The sequence below is a fragment of the Novosphingobium sp. FW305-C-111 genome, from assembly GCF_058783565.1.
Genome location: NZ_JBYSYP010000003.1, coordinates 56,709 through 77,456, shown reverse-complemented (window position 1 = coordinate 77,456; position 20,748 = coordinate 56,709). Strand labels below are relative to the sequence as shown.

Sequence of the window (20,748 nt, the reverse complement as noted above, 5' to 3'; positions counted from 1 at the left end):
ACTGCACAAGAATCGGGCGCACCTAAACGCGCATCCGGAAGGCTGGTTCCGCAGAAACGACTGATCCGGCAAGATTCTGCCGTTTGGCACGCCTCTTGCCTCCTTGGTTTAGCCGGGTCGTTCCGGCCAAAGCCGCAAAGGGGGCATGAATGAAATTCATCATCGCCATCATCAAGCCGTTCAAGCTCGACGAGGTGCGCGAGGCGCTCTCGGGGCTGGGCGTTGCCGGGATGACGGTTTCCGAGGTCAAGGGTTTCGGACGCCAGAAGGGCCAGACCGAGATTTACCGCGGGGCCGAATATTCGACCAACATGCTGCCGAAGGTGAAGATCGAGATCGCCGCGAGCGACGATCTTGCACCGCAGATCGTCGAGACGATCCAGCAAACCGCCAGCACCGAGGCCATCGGTGACGGCAAGGTCTTCGTCCTCGACCTCGCCGAAGCGGTCCGCATCCGCACCGGCGAAGCCGGAGACACCGCGCTGTGAGCGGTCCCAGCCACAACCCTTCCAAGCTTGAGACAGGGGGAAACACCATGATCCGTAAGCTGATCGGCGGCATGGCCGGCGTGGGAGCCTCGCTCTTCGCCACCACCGCCGCCTTTGCCCAGACCGCGATGGTCAAGGCGCCCGATGCCGCCGCCCAGGCCACGATGGTCAACAAGGGCGACACCGTGTGGATGCTGCTCTCCAGCACCCTCGTCCTGATGATGAGCGTGCCTGCGCTCGCATTGTTCTACGGCGGCCTCGTCCGCACCAAGAACATGCTGTCGGTGCTGATGCAGGTCTTCATGATCGTCTCGATCGCCGCACTCGTGTGGGTCAGCTGGGGCTATACGATGGCCTTCACCAGCGGGAACGCCTTCTTCGGCGGCTTCTCGAAGCTGTTCCTCGAGGGGGTCAGCGCGTCGACCTACGCCGCGACGTTCTCGAACAACGTCTACATCCCGGAATTCACCTTCGTGGTGTTCCAGATGACCTTCGCCTGCATCACCCCGGCCCTCATCGTCGGTGCGTTCGCAGAGCGCGTGAGGTTCACTCCGCTGATGATCTTCATGGTCCTGTGGCTGACGGTGATCTACTTCCCGATGGCGCACATGGTCTGGTACTGGGCCGGCCCGGACTTCCTGGTCGATGCTCCCACCGACTATGGCCTGCTGTGGGGCTGGGGCGCGCTGGACTTCGCCGGCGGCACCGTCGTCCACATCAACGCCGGTATCGCGGGCCTCGTCGGCTGCCTCATGATCGGCAAGCGCGTCGGCTTCGGCAAGGAAGCCACCCCGCCGCACTCGCTGACCATGACCATGATCGGCGCCTCGCTGCTGTGGGTGGGCTGGTTCGGCTTCAACGCCGGCTCCAACCTTGAAGCCAACGGCGTCGCCGCGGTCGCCTTCATCAACACCTTCGTCGCCACTGCCGCCGCCGCCGTTTCCTGGGCGATCGTCGAGCAGTTCCACCACGGCAAGCCGTCGATGCTGGGGGCCGCCACCGGTGCGGTCGCGGGTCTCGTCGCGATCACCCCGGCTTCGGGCTTCGGTGCACCGATGACCTCGATCGTCCTCGGTCTCGTCGTCTCGCCGATCTGCTACCTGTTCGTCAGCACGATCAAGAACAAGCTGAAGTACGACGACACGCTCGACGTCTTCGGCGTCCACTGCATCGGCGGCATCGTCGGCGCGATCGCGACGGGCATTGTCGCGGCTCCTTCGCTCGGCGGCCAGGGCGTGTTCGACTACACCGTGTTCCCGGCCGGGTTCGACGCGGCGAGCTACGACATGGGCAAGCAGGTCTTCATCCAGATCAAGGCTGTCCTGTTCACCCTACTCTTCTCGGGTATCGGCTCCGCGATCCTCTACTTCATCGTCGACAAGACCATCGGTCTCCGTCCGACCGAGGAAGCCGAGCGCGAGGGTCTCGATCTCTCCGAGCACGGCGAACGCGCCTACAACTACTAAGTCTCACAAGTTTGGCGGGCCGGGGGTTCATCCTCTCCCTCACATCTCCCGGTCCGCCACCCGATGTTCCTCCTGCGAACAGACTCAGGCCGGAGCTTTAGAGCTCCGGCCCTTTTTTTATGCGAAGCGCCCCCGCGCAGGCGGGGGTCTCATGCGTTTTACGGAACGGTCCGGGAGCCTATTGCAGCGCCTGCCGGACCCACTCGCCGCAGCGCCCGCCGATCATGATGCTGGGCGCATTGGTGTTGCCCGAAACCAGCCGCGGCATGATCGAGGCGTCGGCGACCCACAGCCCCTCGACCCCGCGAACTTTCAGCCGGGGGTCGACCACGTCGCTTTCGTCCGGCCCCATCCGGCAGGTGCCGACCGGGTGATAGATCGTGTCCGACACCTCGCGGATGCGGCGGTCGAGATCGTCATCGTCGTCGTAATTCGGGGCGAAACGCTCCTTCGCACCCATGTCCGACAGCGGCGGCGTGCTCGCGATCCGGTGCATCAGCCGCGCCCCGGCACGCATCAGCTCGAGGTCGCGCGGGTCCGACAGGAAGTTCGGGTTGATCGCGGGTGCCATCGCCGGATCGGGGCTCTTGAGCCTGACCCAGCCCCGGCTTTCCGGGCGCAGCACGCAGACATGGAGCGAGAACCCGTGCACGGCGAGCTTGTCGCGCCCGTGGTTCTGGATGATCGCGCGGATGAAATGGTACTGGACGTCCGGTGCGGGCGCATCGGGGCGGATCGTCACGAACCCGCCGCTTTCAGCAAAATTGGTGGTGAGCATCCCGGTGCGCTTGCGGCGGTGTTCGAGAAACGACTTCGCCACCTGCCAGATGCCCCGCAGCGAGCCGCCGAACAGGGTCAGGTCGTCGAGCTCGTAGCCGGCGAGGAAGTCGCAGTGGTCCTGCAGGTCGCCGCCGACCGCCGCGCAGTCACGCACCACGTCGATGCCCATTTCGGCGAGATGCGCGCCCGGCCCGATGCCCGACAGCATCATCACCTGCGGCGAGCCGAACGCGCCGGCGGAAAGGATCACCCCGCCGCGCGCCTTGAGCGCTTCGCTCTGCCCGCCGCGGCGGATCTGGACGCCGGTGGCACGGCCGTTCTCGATGACGATCCGTTCGACCAGCGCCCCGGTTTCGACATGGACGTTGGGCTTGCCCGTAAGCGGCTCGACGAACGCGCGCGCCGCGGACCACCTCTCGCCGCCGCGCTGGGTGACCTGGTACAGCCCGAAGCCTTCCTGCCGCGCGCCGTTGAAGTCGTCGTTGTGCGGGATCTGCAAGGCATTGGCGGCATCGACGAAGGCGCGCGCGACCGGGCTCGGCGCGATCTGCTCGCTGACCGTCAGCGGGCCATCGCCGCCGTGGAATTCGTCGCCCCCGCGCTGGTTGCCCTCCTGCTTGCGGAACACGGGAAGGACGTCGTCATAAGACCATCCGGTGCAGCCGAGCGCCGCCCAGTTGTCATAATCCCAGCGGTTGCCGCGGATATAGACCATGCCGTTGATCGCGCTGGACCCGCCGAGCCCGCGCCCGCGCGGCTGGTAGCCGACCCGCCCGCCCAGGGCCTCCATCGGCTCGGTATCGTAGGCCCAGTTCGTGGCCTTGGGGAGCATCGCCAGAAGCCCCGGGGTCTTGACGAAAACGTTGTCGTTGGTGCCGCCGGCCTCGAGCAGGCAGACCGACAGTCCGGGGTTCGCCGCCACTTCGGCTGTCGCGGCGCTGCCGGCGCTGCCGCCGCCGATCACGATGACGTCGAACTCACGCATTGACCTGGTGCTCCCCCACGCGGCGCGCTTCGCGCTCCGCCCATTTTCGTTTGATCGCGCCGCTGGAATCGCGGCTGTTGTCGTGGCTCCAGCCGGGCTCGCGCCACAGGTAGCCGCTCTTCGAGCCCCAAGGCGCGCTCCACACGTCGCGGGCGATGCCGATCCATTCGTGGAAGGCCGCCCACAGCAGGTTGAAGCTGCCGAGCTGCTTGACGATCCCATAGCGGATCGGGTCGCGGTCGTCCTCCGGCACGAAGGTGCCGAACATCCGGTCCCACACGATGAACACCCCGGCATAGTTGGAATCGAGGTAGCGCGGGTTGGTAGCGTGGTGGACGCGGTGGTGCGATGGCGTGTTCATCACTGCCTCGAACCAGCCGGGCATCCGCCGGACCAGCTCGGTGTGGATCCAGAACTGGTAGATCAGGTTGATCCCGCCGACGAACAGCACGAGTCCCGGGGGGAAGCCGATCAGCACCAGCGGCAGGCGGAACAGCACGCCGAAGGTGAAGAACCCGGTCCAGGTCTGCCGCAGCGCAGTCGACAGGTTATAGTGCTGGCTCGAGTGGTGGATGACATGCGCCGCCCAGAACCAGCGGCTGCGATGGCCGATGCGGTGGTACCAGTAATACGCCAGGTCGTCGGCAACGAAGGCCAGCACGAAGGCCCACCAGGCATAGCCAATCTCGAACAGGTGGAACTGATAGCCCCAGACCAGCAGCGCGACCGTCGCCGCGCCGAACAGCGCGCCCGCCACGGTGCTGCCGAGGCCGAGGAGCAGGGAGGTCAGCGTGTCGCGCGCCTCGTAACCCGCCGTCCCGGCCCGCCCGCGGATGCGATAGGCGACGATCTCGGCCAGCATGAGCAGCACGAACGCGGGCACCGCGTAGTCCACGGGGTTGGGCAGGTCATCCATCTCGGCGATGGACTTACAGCAATGTCAGCAGCCTGTCATTGACGATCCGCGTCAAACCGAAGCGGCGCTCTCCGGCATCGACGACGACGACGTCTCCATCCACGACCAGCGCCGGCCGGGACGCAAAACGGCGCGCGACCGGGTGGAGGCCCTGGATGCGCAGCACCGCCCAGCTGCCATCGCGCCCTCGCACCAGTGCGCTGCGGCCCTCGGCGTCGGAGAAGGCTTCGTCCGCCTCGAAATCCGGGAGCAGGTCTTCGGCCAGGGCCAGCGCGTCGTCGATTCGCCCGGCGCGGCCAAGCCCGAGCCATGCGACGATCCCGGCCGTTGCCAGGACTGCCACCAGCGAGCCGACCAGGAGCGGCAGGTTCACCGCGCCCCGGCGCTCAGCGAATCGAGCAGGGCGCGGATCGGCGAGAGATCGTATCCGCCCTGCGCGGCCGCAGCGGCCAGATCATCGGGATTGCGCCCTGCCTGCGCCTCCGCCAGCGACCACAGCAAGGTGGAGCGGGTGCCTGACCGGCAATAGGCGAGGACCGGCCGGTCGCCGGCCTTGTCCAGCGCCGCGCGCATCGCCGCGACCTGCGGACCGGAAAAGCCTGCGTGCGTGACGGGGATCGCGACGTATTCGATCCCGGCGGCGCGGGCGGCCGCCTCGATCGCGTCCCCGGGGGTCTGGTCGTCGGACTCGCCCTCGGGCCGGTTGTTGACGATCAGCGCGACGCCGAGCGCCTTCGCCTCGGCCACCTCGTCCACGGTGATCTGCGGGCTGGCGTAAAGCGTAGGCGTGATCTTGCGGAACATGATACGAGTCCTCGATGTGTCGATCGCTGCGTTTCTGCACAAGGACTTGGCCTGACGCAACTCGGCCAGGCGGCAGAAATGTCACAGCGGCAAGCGCGCTATCCCCGCTTTTCCGGAATCCGTTCGCCTTGCCCCTTTTTATGGTCTATACCCCGCGGCGCAATGGACAAAGCCGGCTTCGATCCGGATGATTCCTTGCCGTGCCTTCCGGTCTCCCGCGTCCGGCCGAAGGTGCGGACAAGATGTGGAGCGGATGTAAGGTTTACTGGTTTCTATGGGTTTTGACAGAGGGCGGCGGGGACGCGGACGCGACAAGCGGGACGGTTTCGGCGAAGAAGGCGGCGGTTTTGATCCGTACGGCGGCGGTGGTTTCGGCGGTGGTGACCGCGGCGGCTACGGCGGTGGCGGGTTTGGCGGCGGTGATCGCGGCGGCTACAGCGGTGGCGGCGGTGGTCGCGGCGGCTTCGGCGGCGGCGGCGACCGTGGCGGCTTCGGTGGCGGCGGTGGCGGCGGTGGCCGCTTCGGCGGCGGCGGCGGCGGCGGCGGTTTCCGCGGCGGCGGTGGCGGCGGCATGCCCGCCCAGGTCGTCGGCACCGGCAAGGGCGTCGTCAAGTTCTTCAACGGCCAGAAGGGCTTCGGCTTCATCCAGCGCGAAGACGGCGGCGAAGACGTGTTCGTCCACATCAGCGCGGTTGAGCGTGCCGGCCTCGAAGGCCTGGCCGAGGGCCAGCAGCTCGAGTTCAACCTTGTCGATCGCGGCGGGAAGATCTCGGCGGCCGACCTCCAGGTCGTCGGCGACGTCATCCCCGTGGCGGCCAAGCCCGCTGCCCCGCAGCGCGAGCTGACCGGCGAGAAGGCGACCGGCACGGTCAAGTTCTTCAACGCGATGAAGGGCTTCGGCTTCATCACGCGTGACGACGGCCAGCCGGACGCGTTCGTCCACATCAGCGCGGTCGAGCGTTCGGGCATGCGTGAGCTGAACGAAGGCGACAAGCTGGAATTCGACCTCGAAGTCGATCGACGAGGCAAGTACTCGGCGGTCAACCTCGTTCCGCGTCAGGGTTGACTTCAGCGCTTCGGCCCCCGGTTTGACCGGGTGCCGGCCACAGTCTAAAGACGCACGGATGGCGGCTCCTTTGGGAGCCGCCATTTCTCGTTTGCGTCGCGCTTTTCCGAAATACCCCGGATTTTTTCTGCAGAGGAGCAAGCCAATGTCGATCACCCCGCTGATGCCCGTGTACCCCCGGTGCGACGTGCGTCCGGTGCGAGGCGAGCATTGCCACCTGATCTCCGAAGACGGCCGTCGCTTTCTCGACTTTGCCAGCGGCATTGCCGTGAACCTGCTCGGTCACTCGCATCCCGGCCTGATCGGCGCGATCCAGAAGCAGGCGGAGACGCTGATGCATGTCTCCAACCTCTATGGCAGCCCGCAGGGCGAGGCGCTGGCGCAGCGGCTGGTCGACCTGACCTTTGCCGACACCGTGTTCTTCACCAACTCCGGCGCGGAAGCGGTGGAGTGCGCGATCAAGACCGCTCGTGCCTATCACCAGCACGCCGGCAACGATCACAAGTTCGAGCTGATCACCTTCAAGAACGCGTTCCACGGCCGGACGATGGCGACGATCAGCGCCTCGAACCAGGAGAAGATGCACAAGGGCTTTGCCCCGCTCCTGCCCGGCTTCAAGTACGTCGAATTCGACGATCTCGAAGGCGCGAAGGCGGCAATGGGCCCGAACACCGCGGGCTTCCTCGTCGAGCCGATCCAGGGCGAAGGCGGCATTCGTCCCGCCTCGGACGCGTTCATGAAGGGCCTGCGCGAGCTTTGCGACCAGAACGACCTGATGCTGATCCTCGACGAGGTCCAGTGCGGCGTCGCCCGCGCCGGTACGCTCTATGCCTATGAGCAGTACGGGATCGAGCCGGACATCCTCGCCACCGCCAAGGGCATCGGCGGCGGCTTCCCGGTCGGTGCCTGCCTCGCAACGGAGAAGGCGGCGCGCGGAATGGGCTTCGGCACCCACGGCTCGACCTATGGCGGCAACCCGCTGGCGATGGCCGCAGGCATGGCGGTGCTCGACGTGGTCGCCGACCCGGCGTTCCTCGCCGACGTGCGCGACAAGGGCGAACGCCTGCGGGGACGGCTCGAGCAGTTCATCGGCAATTACCCCGACCTGTTCGAACTCGTCCGGGGTCGCGGCTTGATGATCGGCGTCAAGATGAAGTCGGAAAGCCGCCCGTTCGTCGCGCACCTGCGCGATAACCATCACCTGCTCACCGTGGCGGCGGGCGACAACACCGTGCGGGTCATCCCCCCGCTGGTGATCGACGACAGCCACATCGAGGAGTTCATGGAGAAGCTTTCGGCCGCCGCCGCGAGCTACAAGATCGAGGAGCCCGCGGCCTCATGACCCGGCACTTCCTGAACCTGTCCGATGCCGGCGGCAATGCCGTCGCCGCGATGATCAATGACGCGATCGACCGGAAGGCGGCGCGGAAGGGCCTACCCAAGGGCAGCGCCGATCGCGATGCTCCGCTCGCCGGGCATGTCCTGGCCATGGTGTTCGAGAAGAACTCGACCCGCACCCGCGTCTCGTTCGACGTGGCGATGCGCCAGCTCGGCGGGTCGGCGCTGATCCTCGATGCGGGGACGACTCAGCTCGGTCGGGGCGAAACCATCGCCGATACCGCGCGCGTACTCAGCCGCATGGCCGATGCCATCATGCTGCGCACCGATGACCATGCCAAGGTCGAGGAACTGGCACACTATGCCGACGTTCCGGTGATCAATGGGCTTACCGACCTCTCCCACCCGTGCCAGATCATGGCCGACCTCCTGACCGTGATCGAGCATGGCAAGGCGCTGCCCGGCCTGGAAGTCGCGTGGCTGGGAGACGGCAACAATGTGCTCAACTCGATCGTCGAAGCGGCGGGGCTGATGAAGTTCAACGTCCGCGTCGGCGTGCCTGAGGGCTACGAGAGCGACGCTTCGTTCATCGAGGCGGCGCGCGCCGGCGGGGCCGGCATCTCGGTCACGCGCGACGCAGCCGAAGCAGTACGCGGCGCGGACGTGGTGGTAACGGACACGTGGATCTCGATGGGCCAGACCCATGCCGAGGCCAAGCTCGCCGCGATGGCGCCGTATCAGGTCAACGAAGCCCTGATCGCGCAGGCGAAACCCGACGCACTGTTCCTCCACTGCCTGCCCGCGCACCGTAACGAGGAAGTGACGGACGGGGTGATCGACGGTCCGCACTCCGTTGTATGGGACGAGGCGGAAAACCGCATCCATGCACAAAAGTCGGTCCTTCGCTGGGTGTTCGGTCAACTGTGAGCGAAGCGCAGAGAACCGACGGAGAGCACGGCTTCGACCAGCCGCTCTACTTCACGCTGCCCGACCGCGATGCGCGCGGCCGGGTGGTGCGGCTTGGCCCCGTCCTCGATGAAATCCTCTCGGCGCACGACTACCCGGTCCCGGTCAAGCATATCCTGGCGGAGGCGCTGACGATCACCGCGTTGCTCGGGACCTTGCTCAAGGACGACGCCGGCCAGTTGACTCTCCAGGCGCAGACGCAGGACGGCGTCATCGATCTCCTCGTCTGCGACTACCGTGGCGGCGAGCTGCGCGGCTACGTCCGCCACAACCGTTCGCGCCTCGACGAGCTTGGTCCGGTCCCGTCGCTGTTCTCACTGTTCGGCGACGGCTATCTGGCGATCACCTTCGACCTCGCGACGACCGGCCAGCGGTATCAGGGGATCGTTCCGCTTGAGGGCAATTCGCTGGCGGAGGCCTGCGAAAGCTATTTCTTCCAGTCCGAACAGGTGCCCACGCTGATTCGGGTCGGCGTGAGCAGCACCCGCGACGAATGCGTGGCTGGGGGATTGCTTGTCCAGCATCTGCCCGAAGGCGAGGAAGGGCGTGAGCGGCTCCACGCGCGGCTCGATCATCCGGAGTGGGAACACGTCTCCGCACTGGCTGGAAGCATGCGCCCCGAGGAACTGGTGGATCCGGCCTTGAGCCTCGAAGCGCTGGTCTGGCGCCTGTTTCACGAGGAACGGGAAGTGCGCGTCGAACCCGGCAGGCCGCTGGTCAAGGGTTGCCGCTGCAGCATCGCCCACTACCGCGAGCTTCTGGGACGGTTTTCGGAAGAAGATCGAGCGGAAATGCGCGATGATTCAGGGGCAATCGTGATCGACTGCGCCTTCTGCTCGCACGAGTTCGTGATCCACGACTGATCCAATTTCGAACGCTTCATCTACGCTATAGGGCGTTTCGTCGCAGCAGAAAATCTGCTATGAACTATGCGCCCGACCACATCGAGCATCCCGGACGGGCGCTAGGTGGCGAATATGCAAGTGAAAGCGGATAACCTGCCGACGAAGCGCATGGTCAGGCGCGTACTGTGGATCGCCGGCATCCTCGCGGCGGGAATTACTGCAGGTACCACGCTCGCCCAAGGCCCCGCCCTTGCGATGCTCGACAGGCTCCAGCCCGGACAGTGGGAGCTGCGTGACCGGAGCGGAAGCGATGTGCGTCGCTTGTGCGTGAGCTCGGGCCGCAAGCTGATCCAGGTCCGCCACTTCGGGGAGACCTGTCAGTCGTTCATCGTCCAGGACACGCCCGGCGAGGTGACGGTGCAATACACCTGCCCTGGTACAGGAAACGGCCGGACCCGCATCCGGTTCGAGAATCAGGCTCTCGCTCAGGTCGAGTCGCAAGGGATCGCTCGCGGCTTGCCATTCGAATTCGTGGCAGAAGCCCGCCGCGTCGGCGACTGCGGGCGTTGACGCCGCTTTCGTTTGCCTCGGCAACCTCGGCAAGCTAGCTCTGGGAGGATGGTTTCTCCCGATACGACCGACAGTTCCTCCGCCGCAGTCGTCCTCCTGTCGGGCGGGCTCGATTCAATGGTTTGTGCCGGACTGGCGCGCGAGCAGGGTTTCCGCATCCTGGCGCTGACCATCGATTACAACCAGCGCCACCGGGTGGAACTCGACCATGCGCGGCGAATTGCAGAGCGCATCGGGGTGGACCGCCACGTTGTGCTCCCGCTCGACCTCAGGCAGTTCGGCGGTTCCGCGCTGACCTCGGACCTCGCGGTTCCAAAAGACGGCCTTGGCCCGGATATCCCCGTGACCTACGTCCCGGCGCGAAACCTCGTATTTCTCTCGCTCGCACTGGCTTGGGGCGAAGCAGTCGGGGCCAGCGATCTGTTCATCGGGGTCAATGCGCTCGACTACTCGGGTTATCCGGACTGCCGGCCCGAATTCGTTTCGGGGTTTGAGCATCTTGCAAGGGTCGCGACCAAGTTCGGGAGCGGAGGCGGCACTGTCCGCATTCACGCGCCTTTGCAGAACCTGACGAAGGCTCAAATCGCCCGAGAAGCCCACCGGCTGGGGCTTGATCCGGGGGAGAGCTGGTCGTGCTACGATCCGCGGGTGGACGGTCGACCTTGCGGCCTTTGCGACTCTTGCCGGTTGCGAAAAGCGGGGTTCGCGGAAGCCGGGCTGCCCGATGGCAGCAACTACGCCTGACAACCAGATATAACCGGAGAGACCTGAATGACCCCCGATCAGCCCACCGAGGAGCGGATTCCGCCGTATAGCTGGTACGTCCTCGGCGTCCTGGTCGTGGTCTACATCCTCAATTTCATCGACCGGCAGATCCTCTCGATCCTCGCCAATGACATCAAGGCGGACCTCGACCTCACCGACGCGGATCTCGGGTTCCTGTACGGCACGGCGTTCGCGGTGTTCTACGCGTTGTTCGGTATCCCCCTCGGACGCCTCGCGGACAGCTGGCACCGGGTGAAGCTGATGAGCGCAGGACTTGCCTTGTGGTCGGTCATGACCGCCGCGTCCGGCTTCGCCCGAAACGGGGCGATGCTGACCGGCGCGCGGATCGGTGTGGGCGTGGGTGAAGCGACGGCCAGTCCGGCGGCCTACTCGCTGATTTCGGACTTGTTCCCCAAGCGGCTGCGCGCGACCGCGCTGGCGATCTACTCGTCCGGCCTGTATCTCGGCGGTGGTCTGTCGCTGCTGATCGGCGGGCTGATCGTTGAGCGATGGAACGCGGCTTATCCCGGTGGAGGACCGCTCGGCCTGGCCGGGTGGCAGGCAGCCTTCATGGCCGTCGGCATTCCCGGCATCCTTCTCGCGTTGTGGGTTGCGACGATCCGGGAGCCGATACGGGGCGCGATCGACGGCTTCCCGACTCCGCCAGATCCCCAGCCGTTCAAGGGCTTCTTCAACGAGTTGCTCGACGTGATTCCGCCCTTCACGCTGATCGGTGCCCTGCGTCGGGGCCCAATGGCGCTGGTTCTCAACCTTGTCGTGGCCGCCTTGATCGCATTGGCCGTCAAGCTGGCGACCTGGCTCGCGGGCGCATCGACCTTGCAGCAATGGCTGTTCGTCGGAGTGGGCGTCTATGCCGTGTACTGCTGGGCCGCTGCCCTTCGCTCTCGTGACCTGCCGACGTTCCGGCTGATCTGGGGTTCGCCCGCCTTCCTGTGCACCACGCTGGGTTATGGAATGGTGGCGTTCGTGTCGTACGCAGGATCCTACTGGGGCGCGCCCTATGCCGAGCGGACATTCGACATCGACAAGGCGGATCTCGGATGGCTGATCGGCGCCCCGGGCGCATTGGCCGGATTCCTTGGCGTGATTCTGGGGGGAAGAGTCGCCGATGCGTTGCAGGAACGATATCCGGCCGGGCGGATCATGGTTGTGCTCTTCGGATTGCTGGCACCAGTACCGGCGGTCTTCGGCGCATACACCACTGACTCGTTCGCGGTGTTCGTCGTCCTGAACTTCGCAGGGATCGCCCTGTCATCGTCCGCGCTCGGCGCAGCGGCGGCAGCGAGCCAATCGCTCGTCCTGCCGAGAATGCGCGGGACCGCCACGGCCTCGTTCTTCCTGGCGACGACGCTCGTCGCCTTGGCGCTGGGGCCATTCATGGCCGGCTATGTCTCGGCCCGCAACAACGACGACCTCGGGCTTGGCGTGCTCTCGACCCTCGCAGTTGTTCCGATCGGAACAGTGCTGCTGCTCCTGGCGATCAAGCTCGTTCCCGCAGCAGCCGCGACCGTTGCGGGTCGAGCGCATGCTGCGGGAGAAGCAGCGGTTTTCAGCTAGACCGCACGACGAAGCACGCCGCAGGCGACCCGGCCGCCACTGTTGCCTGACGGATCTGTGCGGTAATCGTCGGCCCCGGCATGGATGACGATGGCGGTTCCGTCAGCGTCGAAGAGTTGTGCCATGTCCAGGGTGGAAGACAGCGGCAGCGACACGCTGGCGGTCCCGTCCGCCCCGACCTCAAGGTTGGGTATGTCGCCCTGATGCATCCCGGCTGGATTGGCCGAGCCATGCTGGCGGCCATCGGGATTCAGGTGGCCTTTCGCCGACGCAAAGTCCGGCGCATCGCATGCGCCAACCGTGTGCAGATGGATGCCATGCGCACCCGAGGTCTGCCCCGACACGCCGATTGCAATCGACCATCCAGCCGCCTGGCGGAGTTCCGCCTTGCCGACCTCATGGCCAGCCACATCGCGCAGGGTAGCTGTCGCGACGATGGTTGTGGCGGCGGTCCTGGCCGGTTCGGCTGACGTCATCGCGCAGCCAGAAACGAAAATCAGAACTGAAACGGCGATGCAGGCTGTCTTGAAGGGTGTCACGTTACTCTCCGGCACTCCCCGTCCGGCGAGCATGGTAACGCCATCACGACAAAGAAAAAGGGGCCGGATTTCTCCGACCCCTCTTTCTGATTGGCGTGAGCCTTGGCTTACATGCCCGAGCCCGGACCGTAGGTGATTTCCACACGACGGTTCTGGGGTTCGCGCACGCCGTCCGCGGTCGGGACGCGCGGGTTGCTTTCGCCGAACGCCTGGCTGCTGATCGCACCATCCGGCACGCCATGCGTGGTCAGGTACGAACGGACCGAAGCGTTGCGGCGCTCCGACAGGCCCTGGTTGTACGTCACGGTACCCGAACGGTCAGTGTAACCGGCGAGCATGATCGGCACGCGGGCGCAGTTGCCGTAGGCGGTAACCGCGTTGTCGAGAACCGTCGCAGCTTCCGGCGTGATGTTCGACTTATCCCAGTCGAAGAACACGATGTACGGACCCTTGTTGCAGACCGGCGCAGGCTTGGGAGCCGGCGGCGGGGGCGGCGGGGGCGGCGGCGGGGGCGGCGGCGGCGGCAGAGCTTCCTCGACCGGGGCGGCGCCACCGAAGTTGTAGGTCAGCGTGCCGAGGATCGAGTGCGAGCGGAAACGGGTTTCCACGTCGCGGCCGGCGCTGTCGATCAGGTTGACGTTGTCGGCGTTGAAGAAGCGATACTTCAGGCCCACGTCCCAGTGATCGTCGATCGGAGCGCGGATGCCGGCGATCGCCTGCCAGGCGAAACCGGTGTCCGAATCGTCGAGGAACGGGACGGTCTGGTTCAGAGCGCCTTCGATGTTGACGCGGGCAACGCCCGCACCGCCGCCGACGAAGCCCTGGACGCCATCGTCAGGACCGAAGTCCAGCATGCCGTTCAGCATGAAGCTGAGCGCGTCGGCGTGGCCAGTCACGGCATCGATGTCGCGGTTGAAGAAGGTCGGATTCGCAAGATTGCCGATCGCGCTCCGGGTGTAGATCGAGTCGTTGCGAGCACGACGGTAGCTGGTTTCAGCTTCGAGGCGGAAGCCGCCGAAGTCGTAACCGACAATGCCACCGACGTCGAAACCGCCATCATAGTCAATGGAGGTGGCGTCGTTGACCGCGCCCACATCGAAATCCTGATCCTGGACAAGCATGGCACCGCCGTCGAGTTCGACATACCACGAATCGTCGCGGGCCACAGCCGGGGCTGCCAAGGCCGTCGAGGCCAGGGCCATCCCAATGACCAATTTCCGCATTATAGTTTCCCCTTTTTGCGATAGGTGCCACTTCGTGGCGAAGGTCTATCTTTTTAGTTGGTCACGTGCAAGCGGGCAAAATCGCCATGTGTTGCCGAAAAGCCACGGAATTTGGCCGGAAATCTGCAACAAATGAAGCGGAAACTACCCTCATGTGCCGGGGAAATGCCTTGTGGCGGGATCGGTTCCCGGTCCTATGTGAAAATACCGGCAGAGCGAAGCGCCGCGATCAGGCCAGACAGGCATGCCCGTGCCTCCACGTCGATGACCGCTCCGCCGCTGGCTTCCGTGGGTGAGACGATGACTCGCCACTCCCCGTCGTAGAGAAGAAACGCACCTCTCGCCCGGTCCAGCAGCCTCATGCCGAACTGTGGAGCGATGAATCGCCAGCCTCCCTCGCTCCAGCCGGCAAGCTTTCCGTCCTGACCCGCCCACGCACCCTGTGGCGAAGATGCCACTAGCCAGAGCGCGCCCACGTCCGGGTCGGCAGGCGGTGTCGCCAGTTCTGTCTCGATGGCCCCGTGGAGCAGGAAGTCTGCGCGCAGAAGCGCCTCGTTGACCGTGACCTCTTTCTGCGCCTGCCCGGCATAAAGCAGGGGCAAGGCAAGTCTTGGGGTGGTACCGGGGAAGGACAAGGGATCAGGCATGAGAGGTTCCAGTCAGGTTAGCCAGGCAGGCCAAAAACGAGGGGAAGCGAAAGCGCACTTCGCCCGACTTGCCGCACTTCGATGGTGGCGCCGATTGCAGCGGCTGCGACGTCTGCTGCAGGCAGGGTCAGGTTCGGCGATGTCGGCTGCCAGGACGAAAGCAGCTGGCCGGAAGAGATCAGCCGGACGTCCCAAAGCTCCGTTTCTTCGTTGAGCGGCACTTCGATCTGGTCAGGCCAGGTCCACGCTCCCCGCGCTCGCCGGATCCATTTAAGTTCGAGTCCACCATCGGAACGAACGACCAGCGATCCATGGACCGGCGACAGCGGACGAAGAGTTGCGCCTGCCGAGGTAATGGCCGCCATTGCCGGCGTCGGGTCTCCGACACCGCTCGCAAGCACCGTGGCGTGACCCGCGTCACCCACTGCCTGGGCTTCAATCGGAACGAGCGCATCGTCGAGCAAGACAAACGTCTCGCCCGGTTGGTGCGCCGCGATGGCATGTTCAGTTCCACCGCGACCGCGCAGAAGTCCGGACAGGATCCAGCGCCCGCCGCCCATTGGTTCGGCCTGGCCGAACTGCACGATCTCCTCTCCGACGAGCGCCTTGTTGCTGCCCGCGAAGAGCTGGGCGATATCCGCTTCGCCAAGCGACTGGTCTTGGCCGACCAGCTGGATATCGATGGCGGAGCGCAAGTCGAGAAAATGCGAACTGGCCGCTCCAAGGGGAGCCGCCGCAGTGCCGATGACGGCGCGGCGCCTTCCCGTCCCGCCGAGAGATACCAAGACCCCGCCAGGACGCTCGACCAGAAGCGCCGCGCCGCTCCAGCCCGCGCTTGCCGACGAAGCCGCTGCGAAGATCGCGGGTTCGCTCCCGCTGCCGCTCCCGTCCCAAGGCAACTCGAACGCCGCGAGGCGGGTCGCCCCGGCCACGAGATCCAGCGGCATATTGGCCCTGCCAGGGTCCGCCGCTCCAGCGGTGAATGCCGGCCGGGGCGGTAGGCGGGTCAGGCGCAGATCGACCCCGTCTGCTTGCCACTCCCACTGTTCGACCCGCCAGGCCCCCGGTCTCGAGGGCATCGCCACGATCGACCCAGGCGCGAACCGGCGGTCGATCGTCGCGATCCGGTACTGCGCCCCTTCACGGGCATCCGCAGTCCGGCGGCTCGCACCGTCGGCCAGTTCACGGGCGACTTCGGAAGACAGCGCGGCTGGCAAGTCGGTGACCGCAATGTCGCCGGGCGAAGCACGCCCCCTGCCCCGCTGCAGGCTCGGCTGATAATCGCGGCCCGTGTCGTAGTAACGCAGGGCACAGACCCGGGCCTTCGGGCGGGCGGCCCGTTTGCCGCTGGTCCCGGCAAAATGGCCGGGTTCGGAATCGTCGCGTGAACGCGCCGGCTCCGGCAGCATCGGCAAGACCCCCGCAGGGTGCACCTCGCCGCCAGAGATGGCGAAGTCTTCGCCCCAGGCATTGCACGACAGCGGGAAGGCCTGGGCCAAGGTGGCAATACTGTCGCCGACTGTGCCGCGATCGACCGTGAAACCCGTCATCGCCATCTCGAGCCCGTCCACCGAAACCTCGGGTGCGAGCGCATGGATCACGTCGGCCACGCTTGATCCGGCCGGATCCGCAAAAACCTCGAAGGTCAGCGAAGGTATGCGATTGCCGAATTCGGCGAGTTCGAGGTCCTCGAAGACGGCATAGGCCGTCCCGCGAAAGGCCGGGCAAAGCGTTGCCCCCTCTGCCTGGACGATGATCGGATCGGCAGCCTGGTCGCCAAAACCGGAGTGGAAACGCAGCACACCGCCGACCTTGAGGTCGCCGGCCGTCCCCCTCAGGAGGTTGCCGTCTGCCCAGACCCGGCCGATCGCACCGATCGGCCGGCTGCCCAAGGCAACCGCGAAAGATGCCGTATAGGTGTAGCTCGTGACCGACGGCCTCCCCTTGCCGCCACCCTGCTTCTTGCGGTGCTCGACCAGGTCGGTCGCCCAGATCACCGAGCCGGCGGTGCGCATGGTGCCGAAGTGAAGGGGAAGCGCCGAACCATAGCTGGAGGTCTGGACGCCCAGTTCCTTGAGCCGAGGCCCGTCCACGTTGCGTCCGCCAAAGATCGCCGCATCGACCTGACGGCCGACAAGCGCGCCGATTGCGCCGCCCAAAGGTCCACCGAAAACTGTTCCGACGGCGGTAAGGAGTAGCGTAGCCATGAAGCATCAGTCCTTGGAAGTCGCCAGCCGCCATTGCCGCAGCACCGGCCAAGGCAACGGTTCGGGCAGGAACGTCACCCGGCCGAGGGTGGCATGGGCGTGGACGTAGCCACCGGTGACGCGCACGAGCAGGTGCGGCTGGAGCGCGTGGACCGCGACCAGCACGATGTCTCCGTGGCTCACGGCCGGCTCGAGACCACTGGCGGCTGCAGCACCGAGGAATTGCTCGATCCGCGTGGTCCGCATCGAGTAGCCGCGCGGCGGGTGGACCGTCCTGCCGGTCATTTCGAGCGCGGCCGCGACCAATCCCACGCAATCGATACCGCTTTCCGGATCGCGCCCATGCAGCCGAAACGGCGAGCCGACGAGCGACACGGCCGCTTCGGCCAAGGTCATGCTCATGGCTGCGGAGACGGATAACGTGTCAGCAGGTCGTTGCCCGGCAGGAAGGGCTCGCCCTGGAAGTTGATGGCATTGCCGAAACGCCCGCTGCAGGTCTGCAGCGTATGGTCGCAACCTTCGCGCAGTTCCGCACGGGCGCCGGCTTGGATCGCGAGATCGATCTCGCGCTCGATCGACAGCCATTCGCCCGCGGCCCCTTCGATCCGCAGCGGGACGCCAGCGTCCGGTCCGTCGAGCCAACGCAAGGTCCCGTCTACGGCTTGCGAAGCCGCCACCGGCGATGAAAGCCTGAGCGACGCACGATCATCGGAAACCTCGAGAACCTCGACCTCATGGCTGAAGCGAGATGCCGACAACGTGCATCCCGGCCCGCAGAACTCGGCGCGGCAGGTGGGAGCCGTCCGGGCGACCGGTTCATGGTCGAGCAGGGCCTTGAGCGATTCCAGCTCGGCCGAGAAGCCGTTCCCGTCGCGGCTGACCGCGCCGATCGTGCCGGAATAGATCGTCTCGTGTTCGAGCGTCTCCCAGTCGACCAGTCCGGTCGCCACGCGCGCGCCATCGAAGCGGCCGCACGACAGTTCGTCCTCGCGGATCGCGTCATGAGACAGGCTGCCGCTGATTTCCGCGCTGTCAGGCTCGAGATCGGCCGACATCCGGATCGCCGACGGAACCATGCCCGGTGCCGAGCGATGGACCACGCCGGCGAAGGCGAGATCACGGTCGTGGCTGACAAAGCCCATCGCGACACCATCGGTCCGCTCGATCCGCCACCATGTCGCAACCGTCTCCAGCGAGCTGGCGAACCACGCGCGGGTCATGCGTCTTCCCTGATTTCGACGAGCATAACGCTGGGGGCTTCACCGGCAGCGAATGCGGCGCTGGAAATGTCGAGACGATCGTCGGCAAAGCGGACAGGTACGTCGAATTCGAAGCCGGCCCGGACTATGGCGCCGGCGGGCGGTGCGGTTTCGAGCCGGATCGTGCCGAGGGACTCCAGCGAGAAGGCGGTTGTCTCGACGCCGTCCACACTGACCCGGATCGTCCCGGCCCGCGGCCTCGTGATCCGCCGCGGCTGCGCATCCTCGCCCGCGCCGTAGGCTTTCACCAGCTCGAACCAAGCCCGTGCGCCGTCTCCGGTGCCCAGCACCTGATCCAGCGCGGACGGCGTCCCGGTCATGCCCGCTGAACTGAAGTCCGAAGGGTCAGCGAGCCGGAAGCCCCGCGCCATGCCGCGGCGAGCGCGGAAGAAAGCGACCAGCGTACCCAGTTCGGATTCCGAGCGGATGCCCGGCCCGACGTCGAAGCGAAGGCGGGCATTCGACCACAGGCTGTTGCGCCGTTCATGGCCCGACGCGGTGAGCATGACCTGGGTGGAGAATTCGGGCGCGATGGTCGTTCCCCGACCCAGCGGCAGGGGATAGGAAAGATCGTCGAAAGCTTGCATCTCGTCGTCCTCGGGAAGGTCGGGCAGGCGGGTAAAGCCGTCGCGGCAGACCTGTGGCAGCGCCCAGACGAACGTCTCGACCACGCCGAGGTCGCGGGCTTCGCTCGCGGCCCTGTCGATCGCCGCCCACTGCGCTTCGTCGGCGGGATCGAGGACAAAACCGGACAGGTAGTGCTGCCTGTTTCGGGGATACCCCAGCCGCGCCTCGGCGATCGCCCGGCCCTGTTCGTGCAAGGCCTCGAACTGACCGGTCACCCAGTCGTAGTCCTCGATCTGGAGGACGTCGAACGCGGGCGAAGCCCAGCCAGCCGGAAGGTTCGCCCGCCGCGCCTCCGGCATGGCTGGATCCAGCACGGTCGGCAGGTAAGCGAGCAGCAAGGCCTCGGCCGGTGCCGGGGCCGGTACGGCGCGCACCGCGGCGACAAGCGCAGCCGTCGATTGGGCAAGCAGCGAACCGGCCTCATCGAGCAGCGCGAGTTGCGCCGAGGAGAGCGAAGCATCGCGCAAGTCTGCAATTGCAGGCGGCGATCCCCCGAACGCGGACTTTGCCGCGTCGTCATAGAGCGCGATCCGCCCGTCGGATGCAGTCCACCACCACGGCTCGCCGACCTGGTATCGTACCGGCAAGCCCGCAGCCTTGAGCATGGCCGCCAGCGCGACCGCCACCTTGGCAAGCCATGCTTGCGCGGCGCTGTTGGCCGGGGAAAGCAGGGCCGAAGGCGGCACCCAGCCCGTGCGCGCCGGCGTTCCGTCCACGTAGCGCTGCTGCCACGCCGCCGGACAGTTCTGCGCCAGCACCTCGTACGACTGAGAGCCGATGACCGTATGTCCACGAGCCTTTGCGAGCCGGAAGAACTCGTCGTGCCAGGCCTCGGCTGCCGCGTTGAATGCCGGTAGAGCGGGATCGACGACGAACCCTCCCGCACCGTCCGGCGACAGGCGGTAGAAATGGCTCATGCCGATGTAGTGGTTGATCGACCCGCGATAGCCGAGCCCGCGGATCGTCCGCAGCAGCCGTGCCGGGGTCTGGTTATAGGCGTCGTCGTAGCCGGTGCAGATCGACAGGCCGTGCGGCGGGACCATGACGTCGCCGATGGCAAGCATCGGCTCGTGTCCCTGGCAGGACATCTCGCTGAGTTCCGCCCAGCCCACTGCGGCGACGGCGAACGGCGTCGGACTGGCCGGATCATAGCCCGGGGAAACCAGAGAGACGAACAGCCGGTCGATGTCGGCAGGGTGGACCGGGTCGGCTTCGCCAGGATGCAGGAAGCCGCCAGCGAGATCCGAGAACGGCAAAGTCACCCGCGCGTCGGTCGGCGAGCCCTCGGCATAGTTCCACAGCCGCACGTACCACGTCCGCGCCGCACCGGCGGCGTCGCGTCCCTCGATCGTCAGCGTGGGGCCGTTGACGGAATCGAGCGGGATCAGGCCTGCCGAACGCCAGCGAAACGACAGGGTCAGGCGCGAATAGTCGCTCCGCGTTTCGTAGGCGAGAAGCGGGTGATCCCACTTGTCCTCGCTTTCCCAGATGACCCCGACGAGGTCGTCGCTCTTCTGGAATACCGCGTCGATCCGCAGGGTGTCCGGAGCCGGCGTGGTGACCGCCGCAATGGCCGGACGCGGGAAGTTCACCGTCCAGAAGCGCGGGTCGAAGCGCTGGATGAAGTCCGCCTGCTGCACCGTGCGGCGCTTGGCGAGCCAGTAGGTCATCGGATTCCC

The 20,748-nt window shown here is 66.1% G+C and carries 20 protein-coding genes; 9 read left to right on the top strand and 11 right to left on the bottom strand.

Features of this window, described 5'->3' with window-relative positions:
• The first annotated feature begins 149 nt into the window (after nt 1–149).
• Complete coding sequence (locus AC3WLD_RS04530; protein ID WP_492555740.1) at nt 150–488, top strand: P-II family nitrogen regulator; 339 nt, start codon at nt 150–152, stop codon at nt 486–488.
• 47 nt (nt 489–535) lie between these two features.
• Nucleotides 536–1,954: an ammonium transporter gene (locus tag AC3WLD_RS04525; RefSeq protein ID WP_492555739.1), complete on the top strand. Its 1,419-nt coding sequence runs from the start codon at nt 536–538 to the stop codon at nt 1,952–1,954.
• 178 nt (nt 1,955–2,132) lie between these two features.
• On the opposite strand, the gene AC3WLD_RS04520 is transcribed toward AC3WLD_RS04525, so the two are convergent.
• Genes AC3WLD_RS04520 through AC3WLD_RS04505 form a run of 4 tightly spaced genes read right to left on the bottom strand, consistent with a single transcriptional unit; the run spans nt 2,133 to nt 5,439 of the window.
• Nucleotides 2,133–3,719 carry a GMC family oxidoreductase gene (locus tag AC3WLD_RS04520; protein ID WP_492555738.1) on the bottom strand — a complete coding sequence of 529 codons (1,587 nt, stop codon included), beginning with the start codon at nt 3,717–3,719 and terminating at the stop codon, nt 2,133–2,135.
• Nucleotides 3,712–4,635, bottom strand: coding sequence for a sterol desaturase family protein (locus AC3WLD_RS04515; RefSeq protein ID WP_492555737.1), 924 nt, complete (start codon nt 4,633–4,635; stop codon nt 3,712–3,714). The genes AC3WLD_RS04520 and AC3WLD_RS04515 overlap by 8 nt, the downstream gene beginning before the upstream one ends.
• A 13-nt stretch (nt 4,636–4,648) precedes the next feature.
• Nucleotides 4,649–5,008 carry a hypothetical protein gene (locus tag AC3WLD_RS04510; RefSeq protein ID WP_492555736.1) on the bottom strand — a complete coding sequence of 120 codons (360 nt, stop codon included), beginning with the start codon at nt 5,006–5,008 and terminating at the stop codon, nt 4,649–4,651.
• A complete protein-coding gene (locus AC3WLD_RS04505; RefSeq protein ID WP_492555735.1) occupies nt 5,005–5,439 on the bottom strand; it encodes a protein tyrosine phosphatase family protein in 435 nt (144 codons plus the stop codon). Before AC3WLD_RS04505 ends, AC3WLD_RS04510 begins: the two co-directional genes overlap by 4 nt.
• A gap of 274 nt (nt 5,440–5,713) precedes the next feature.
• Between AC3WLD_RS04505 and AC3WLD_RS04500 the strand changes: the two genes are divergently transcribed.
• From AC3WLD_RS04500 to AC3WLD_RS04470, 7 genes are all read left to right on the top strand, one after another.
• The gene (locus tag AC3WLD_RS04500; RefSeq protein ID WP_492555734.1) at nt 5,714–6,505 is read left to right on the top strand and encodes a cold-shock protein; all 792 of its coding nucleotides are present in this window, start codon (nt 5,714–5,716) and stop codon (nt 6,503–6,505) included.
• Nucleotides 6,506–6,650: 145 nt separating this feature from the next.
• Nucleotides 6,651–7,847, top strand: coding sequence for an aspartate aminotransferase family protein (locus AC3WLD_RS04495; RefSeq protein ID WP_492555733.1), 1,197 nt, complete (start codon nt 6,651–6,653; stop codon nt 7,845–7,847).
• Nucleotides 7,844–8,770, top strand: coding sequence for an ornithine carbamoyltransferase (gene argF / locus AC3WLD_RS04490; RefSeq protein ID WP_492555732.1), 927 nt, complete (start codon nt 7,844–7,846; stop codon nt 8,768–8,770). The genes AC3WLD_RS04495 and argF overlap by 4 nt, the downstream gene beginning before the upstream one ends.
• Complete coding sequence (hslO, locus tag AC3WLD_RS04485) at nt 8,767–9,672, top strand: Hsp33 family molecular chaperone HslO (RefSeq protein ID WP_492555731.1); 906 nt, start codon at nt 8,767–8,769, stop codon at nt 9,670–9,672. The genes argF and hslO overlap by 4 nt, the downstream gene beginning before the upstream one ends.
• A gap of 150 nt (nt 9,673–9,822) precedes the next feature.
• Entirely contained in the window at nt 9,823–10,224 is a 402-nt protein-coding gene (locus tag AC3WLD_RS04480; protein ID WP_492555730.1) for a DUF3617 domain-containing protein, read from the top strand.
• Nucleotides 10,225–10,272: 48 nt separating this feature from the next.
• The gene (gene queC, locus AC3WLD_RS04475; RefSeq protein ID WP_492555729.1) at nt 10,273–10,968 is read left to right on the top strand and encodes a 7-cyano-7-deazaguanine synthase QueC; all 696 of its coding nucleotides are present in this window, start codon (nt 10,273–10,275) and stop codon (nt 10,966–10,968) included.
• A gap of 27 nt (nt 10,969–10,995) precedes the next feature.
• Complete coding sequence (locus AC3WLD_RS04470) at nt 10,996–12,567, top strand: MFS transporter (RefSeq protein WP_492555728.1); 1,572 nt, start codon at nt 10,996–10,998, stop codon at nt 12,565–12,567.
• Here AC3WLD_RS04470 and AC3WLD_RS04465 read toward each other — a convergent pair.
• The 7 genes from AC3WLD_RS04465 to AC3WLD_RS04435 form a co-directional block, all read right to left on the bottom strand.
• A complete protein-coding gene (locus tag AC3WLD_RS04465; protein WP_492555727.1) occupies nt 12,564–13,106 on the bottom strand; it encodes a superoxide dismutase family protein in 543 nt (180 codons plus the stop codon). The two genes, AC3WLD_RS04470 and AC3WLD_RS04465, sit on opposite strands and share 4 nt — an antisense overlap.
• A 107-nt stretch (nt 13,107–13,213) precedes the next feature.
• On the bottom strand, nt 13,214–14,329 hold the full coding sequence (locus AC3WLD_RS04460) for an OmpA family protein (protein ID WP_492555726.1): 1,116 nt from the start codon (nt 14,327–14,329) through the stop codon (nt 13,214–13,216).
• Between the two features lie 194 nt (nt 14,330–14,523).
• Complete coding sequence (locus AC3WLD_RS04455) at nt 14,524–14,976, bottom strand: DUF2793 domain-containing protein (protein ID WP_492555725.1); 453 nt, start codon at nt 14,974–14,976, stop codon at nt 14,524–14,526.
• A 17-nt stretch (nt 14,977–14,993) separates the two neighbouring features.
• Nucleotides 14,994–17,183, bottom strand: a complete 2,190-nt coding sequence (locus AC3WLD_RS04450; RefSeq protein ID WP_492555724.1) for a phage tail protein — start codon at nt 17,181–17,183, stop codon at nt 14,994–14,996.
• A 6-nt stretch (nt 17,184–17,189) separates the two neighbouring features.
• Nucleotides 17,190–17,585, bottom strand: a complete 396-nt coding sequence (locus AC3WLD_RS04445; RefSeq protein ID WP_492555723.1) for an NlpC/P60 family protein — start codon at nt 17,583–17,585, stop codon at nt 17,190–17,192.
• On the bottom strand, nt 17,582–18,403 hold the full coding sequence (locus AC3WLD_RS04440; RefSeq protein ID WP_492555722.1) for a phage/gene transfer agent baseplate hub protein: 822 nt from the start codon (nt 18,401–18,403) through the stop codon (nt 17,582–17,584). The genes AC3WLD_RS04445 and AC3WLD_RS04440 overlap by 4 nt, the downstream gene beginning before the upstream one ends.
• Nucleotides 18,400–20,739, bottom strand: coding sequence for a DUF2460 domain-containing protein (locus tag AC3WLD_RS04435; RefSeq protein WP_492555721.1), 2,340 nt, complete (start codon nt 20,737–20,739; stop codon nt 18,400–18,402). Before AC3WLD_RS04435 ends, AC3WLD_RS04440 begins: the two co-directional genes overlap by 4 nt.
• Between the last annotated feature and the right edge of the window lie 9 nt (nt 20,740–20,748).

Coding starts and splice junctions, on each gene's coding strand:
- AC3WLD_RS04530 (WP_492555740.1), top strand. CDS start 150: ATGAAATTCATCATCGCCATCATCAAGCCGTTCAAGCTCGACGAGGTG.
- AC3WLD_RS04525 (WP_492555739.1), top strand. CDS start 536: ATGATCCGTAAGCTGATCGGCGGCATGGCCGGCGTGGGAGCCTCGCTC.
- AC3WLD_RS04520 (WP_492555738.1), bottom strand. CDS start 3,719: ATGCGTGAGTTCGACGTCATCGTGATCGGCGGCGGCAGCGCCGGCAGC.
- AC3WLD_RS04515 (WP_492555737.1), bottom strand. CDS start 4,635: ATGGATGACCTGCCCAACCCCGTGGACTACGCGGTGCCCGCGTTCGTG.
- AC3WLD_RS04505 (WP_492555735.1), bottom strand. CDS start 5,439: ATGTTCCGCAAGATCACGCCTACGCTTTACGCCAGCCCGCAGATCACC.
- AC3WLD_RS04500 (WP_492555734.1), top strand. CDS start 5,714: ATGGGTTTTGACAGAGGGCGGCGGGGACGCGGACGCGACAAGCGGGAC.
- AC3WLD_RS04495 (WP_492555733.1), top strand. CDS start 6,651: ATGTCGATCACCCCGCTGATGCCCGTGTACCCCCGGTGCGACGTGCGT.
- argF (WP_492555732.1), top strand. CDS start 7,844: ATGACCCGGCACTTCCTGAACCTGTCCGATGCCGGCGGCAATGCCGTC.
- AC3WLD_RS04480 (WP_492555730.1), top strand. CDS start 9,823: ATGGTCAGGCGCGTACTGTGGATCGCCGGCATCCTCGCGGCGGGAATT.
- queC (WP_492555729.1), top strand. CDS start 10,273: ATGGTTTCTCCCGATACGACCGACAGTTCCTCCGCCGCAGTCGTCCTC.
- AC3WLD_RS04470 (WP_492555728.1), top strand. CDS start 10,996: ATGACCCCCGATCAGCCCACCGAGGAGCGGATTCCGCCGTATAGCTGG.
- AC3WLD_RS04460 (WP_492555726.1), bottom strand. CDS start 14,329: ATGCGGAAATTGGTCATTGGGATGGCCCTGGCCTCGACGGCCTTGGCA.
- AC3WLD_RS04455 (WP_492555725.1), bottom strand. CDS start 14,976: ATGCCTGATCCCTTGTCCTTCCCCGGTACCACCCCAAGACTTGCCTTG.
- AC3WLD_RS04450 (WP_492555724.1), bottom strand. CDS start 17,183: ATGGCTACGCTACTCCTTACCGCCGTCGGAACAGTTTTCGGTGGACCT.
- AC3WLD_RS04445 (WP_492555723.1), bottom strand. CDS start 17,585: ATGAGCATGACCTTGGCCGAAGCGGCCGTGTCGCTCGTCGGCTCGCCG.
- AC3WLD_RS04440 (WP_492555722.1), bottom strand. CDS start 18,403: ATGACCCGCGCGTGGTTCGCCAGCTCGCTGGAGACGGTTGCGACATGG.
- AC3WLD_RS04435 (WP_492555721.1), bottom strand. CDS start 20,739: ATGACCTACTGGCTCGCCAAGCGCCGCACGGTGCAGCAGGCGGACTTC.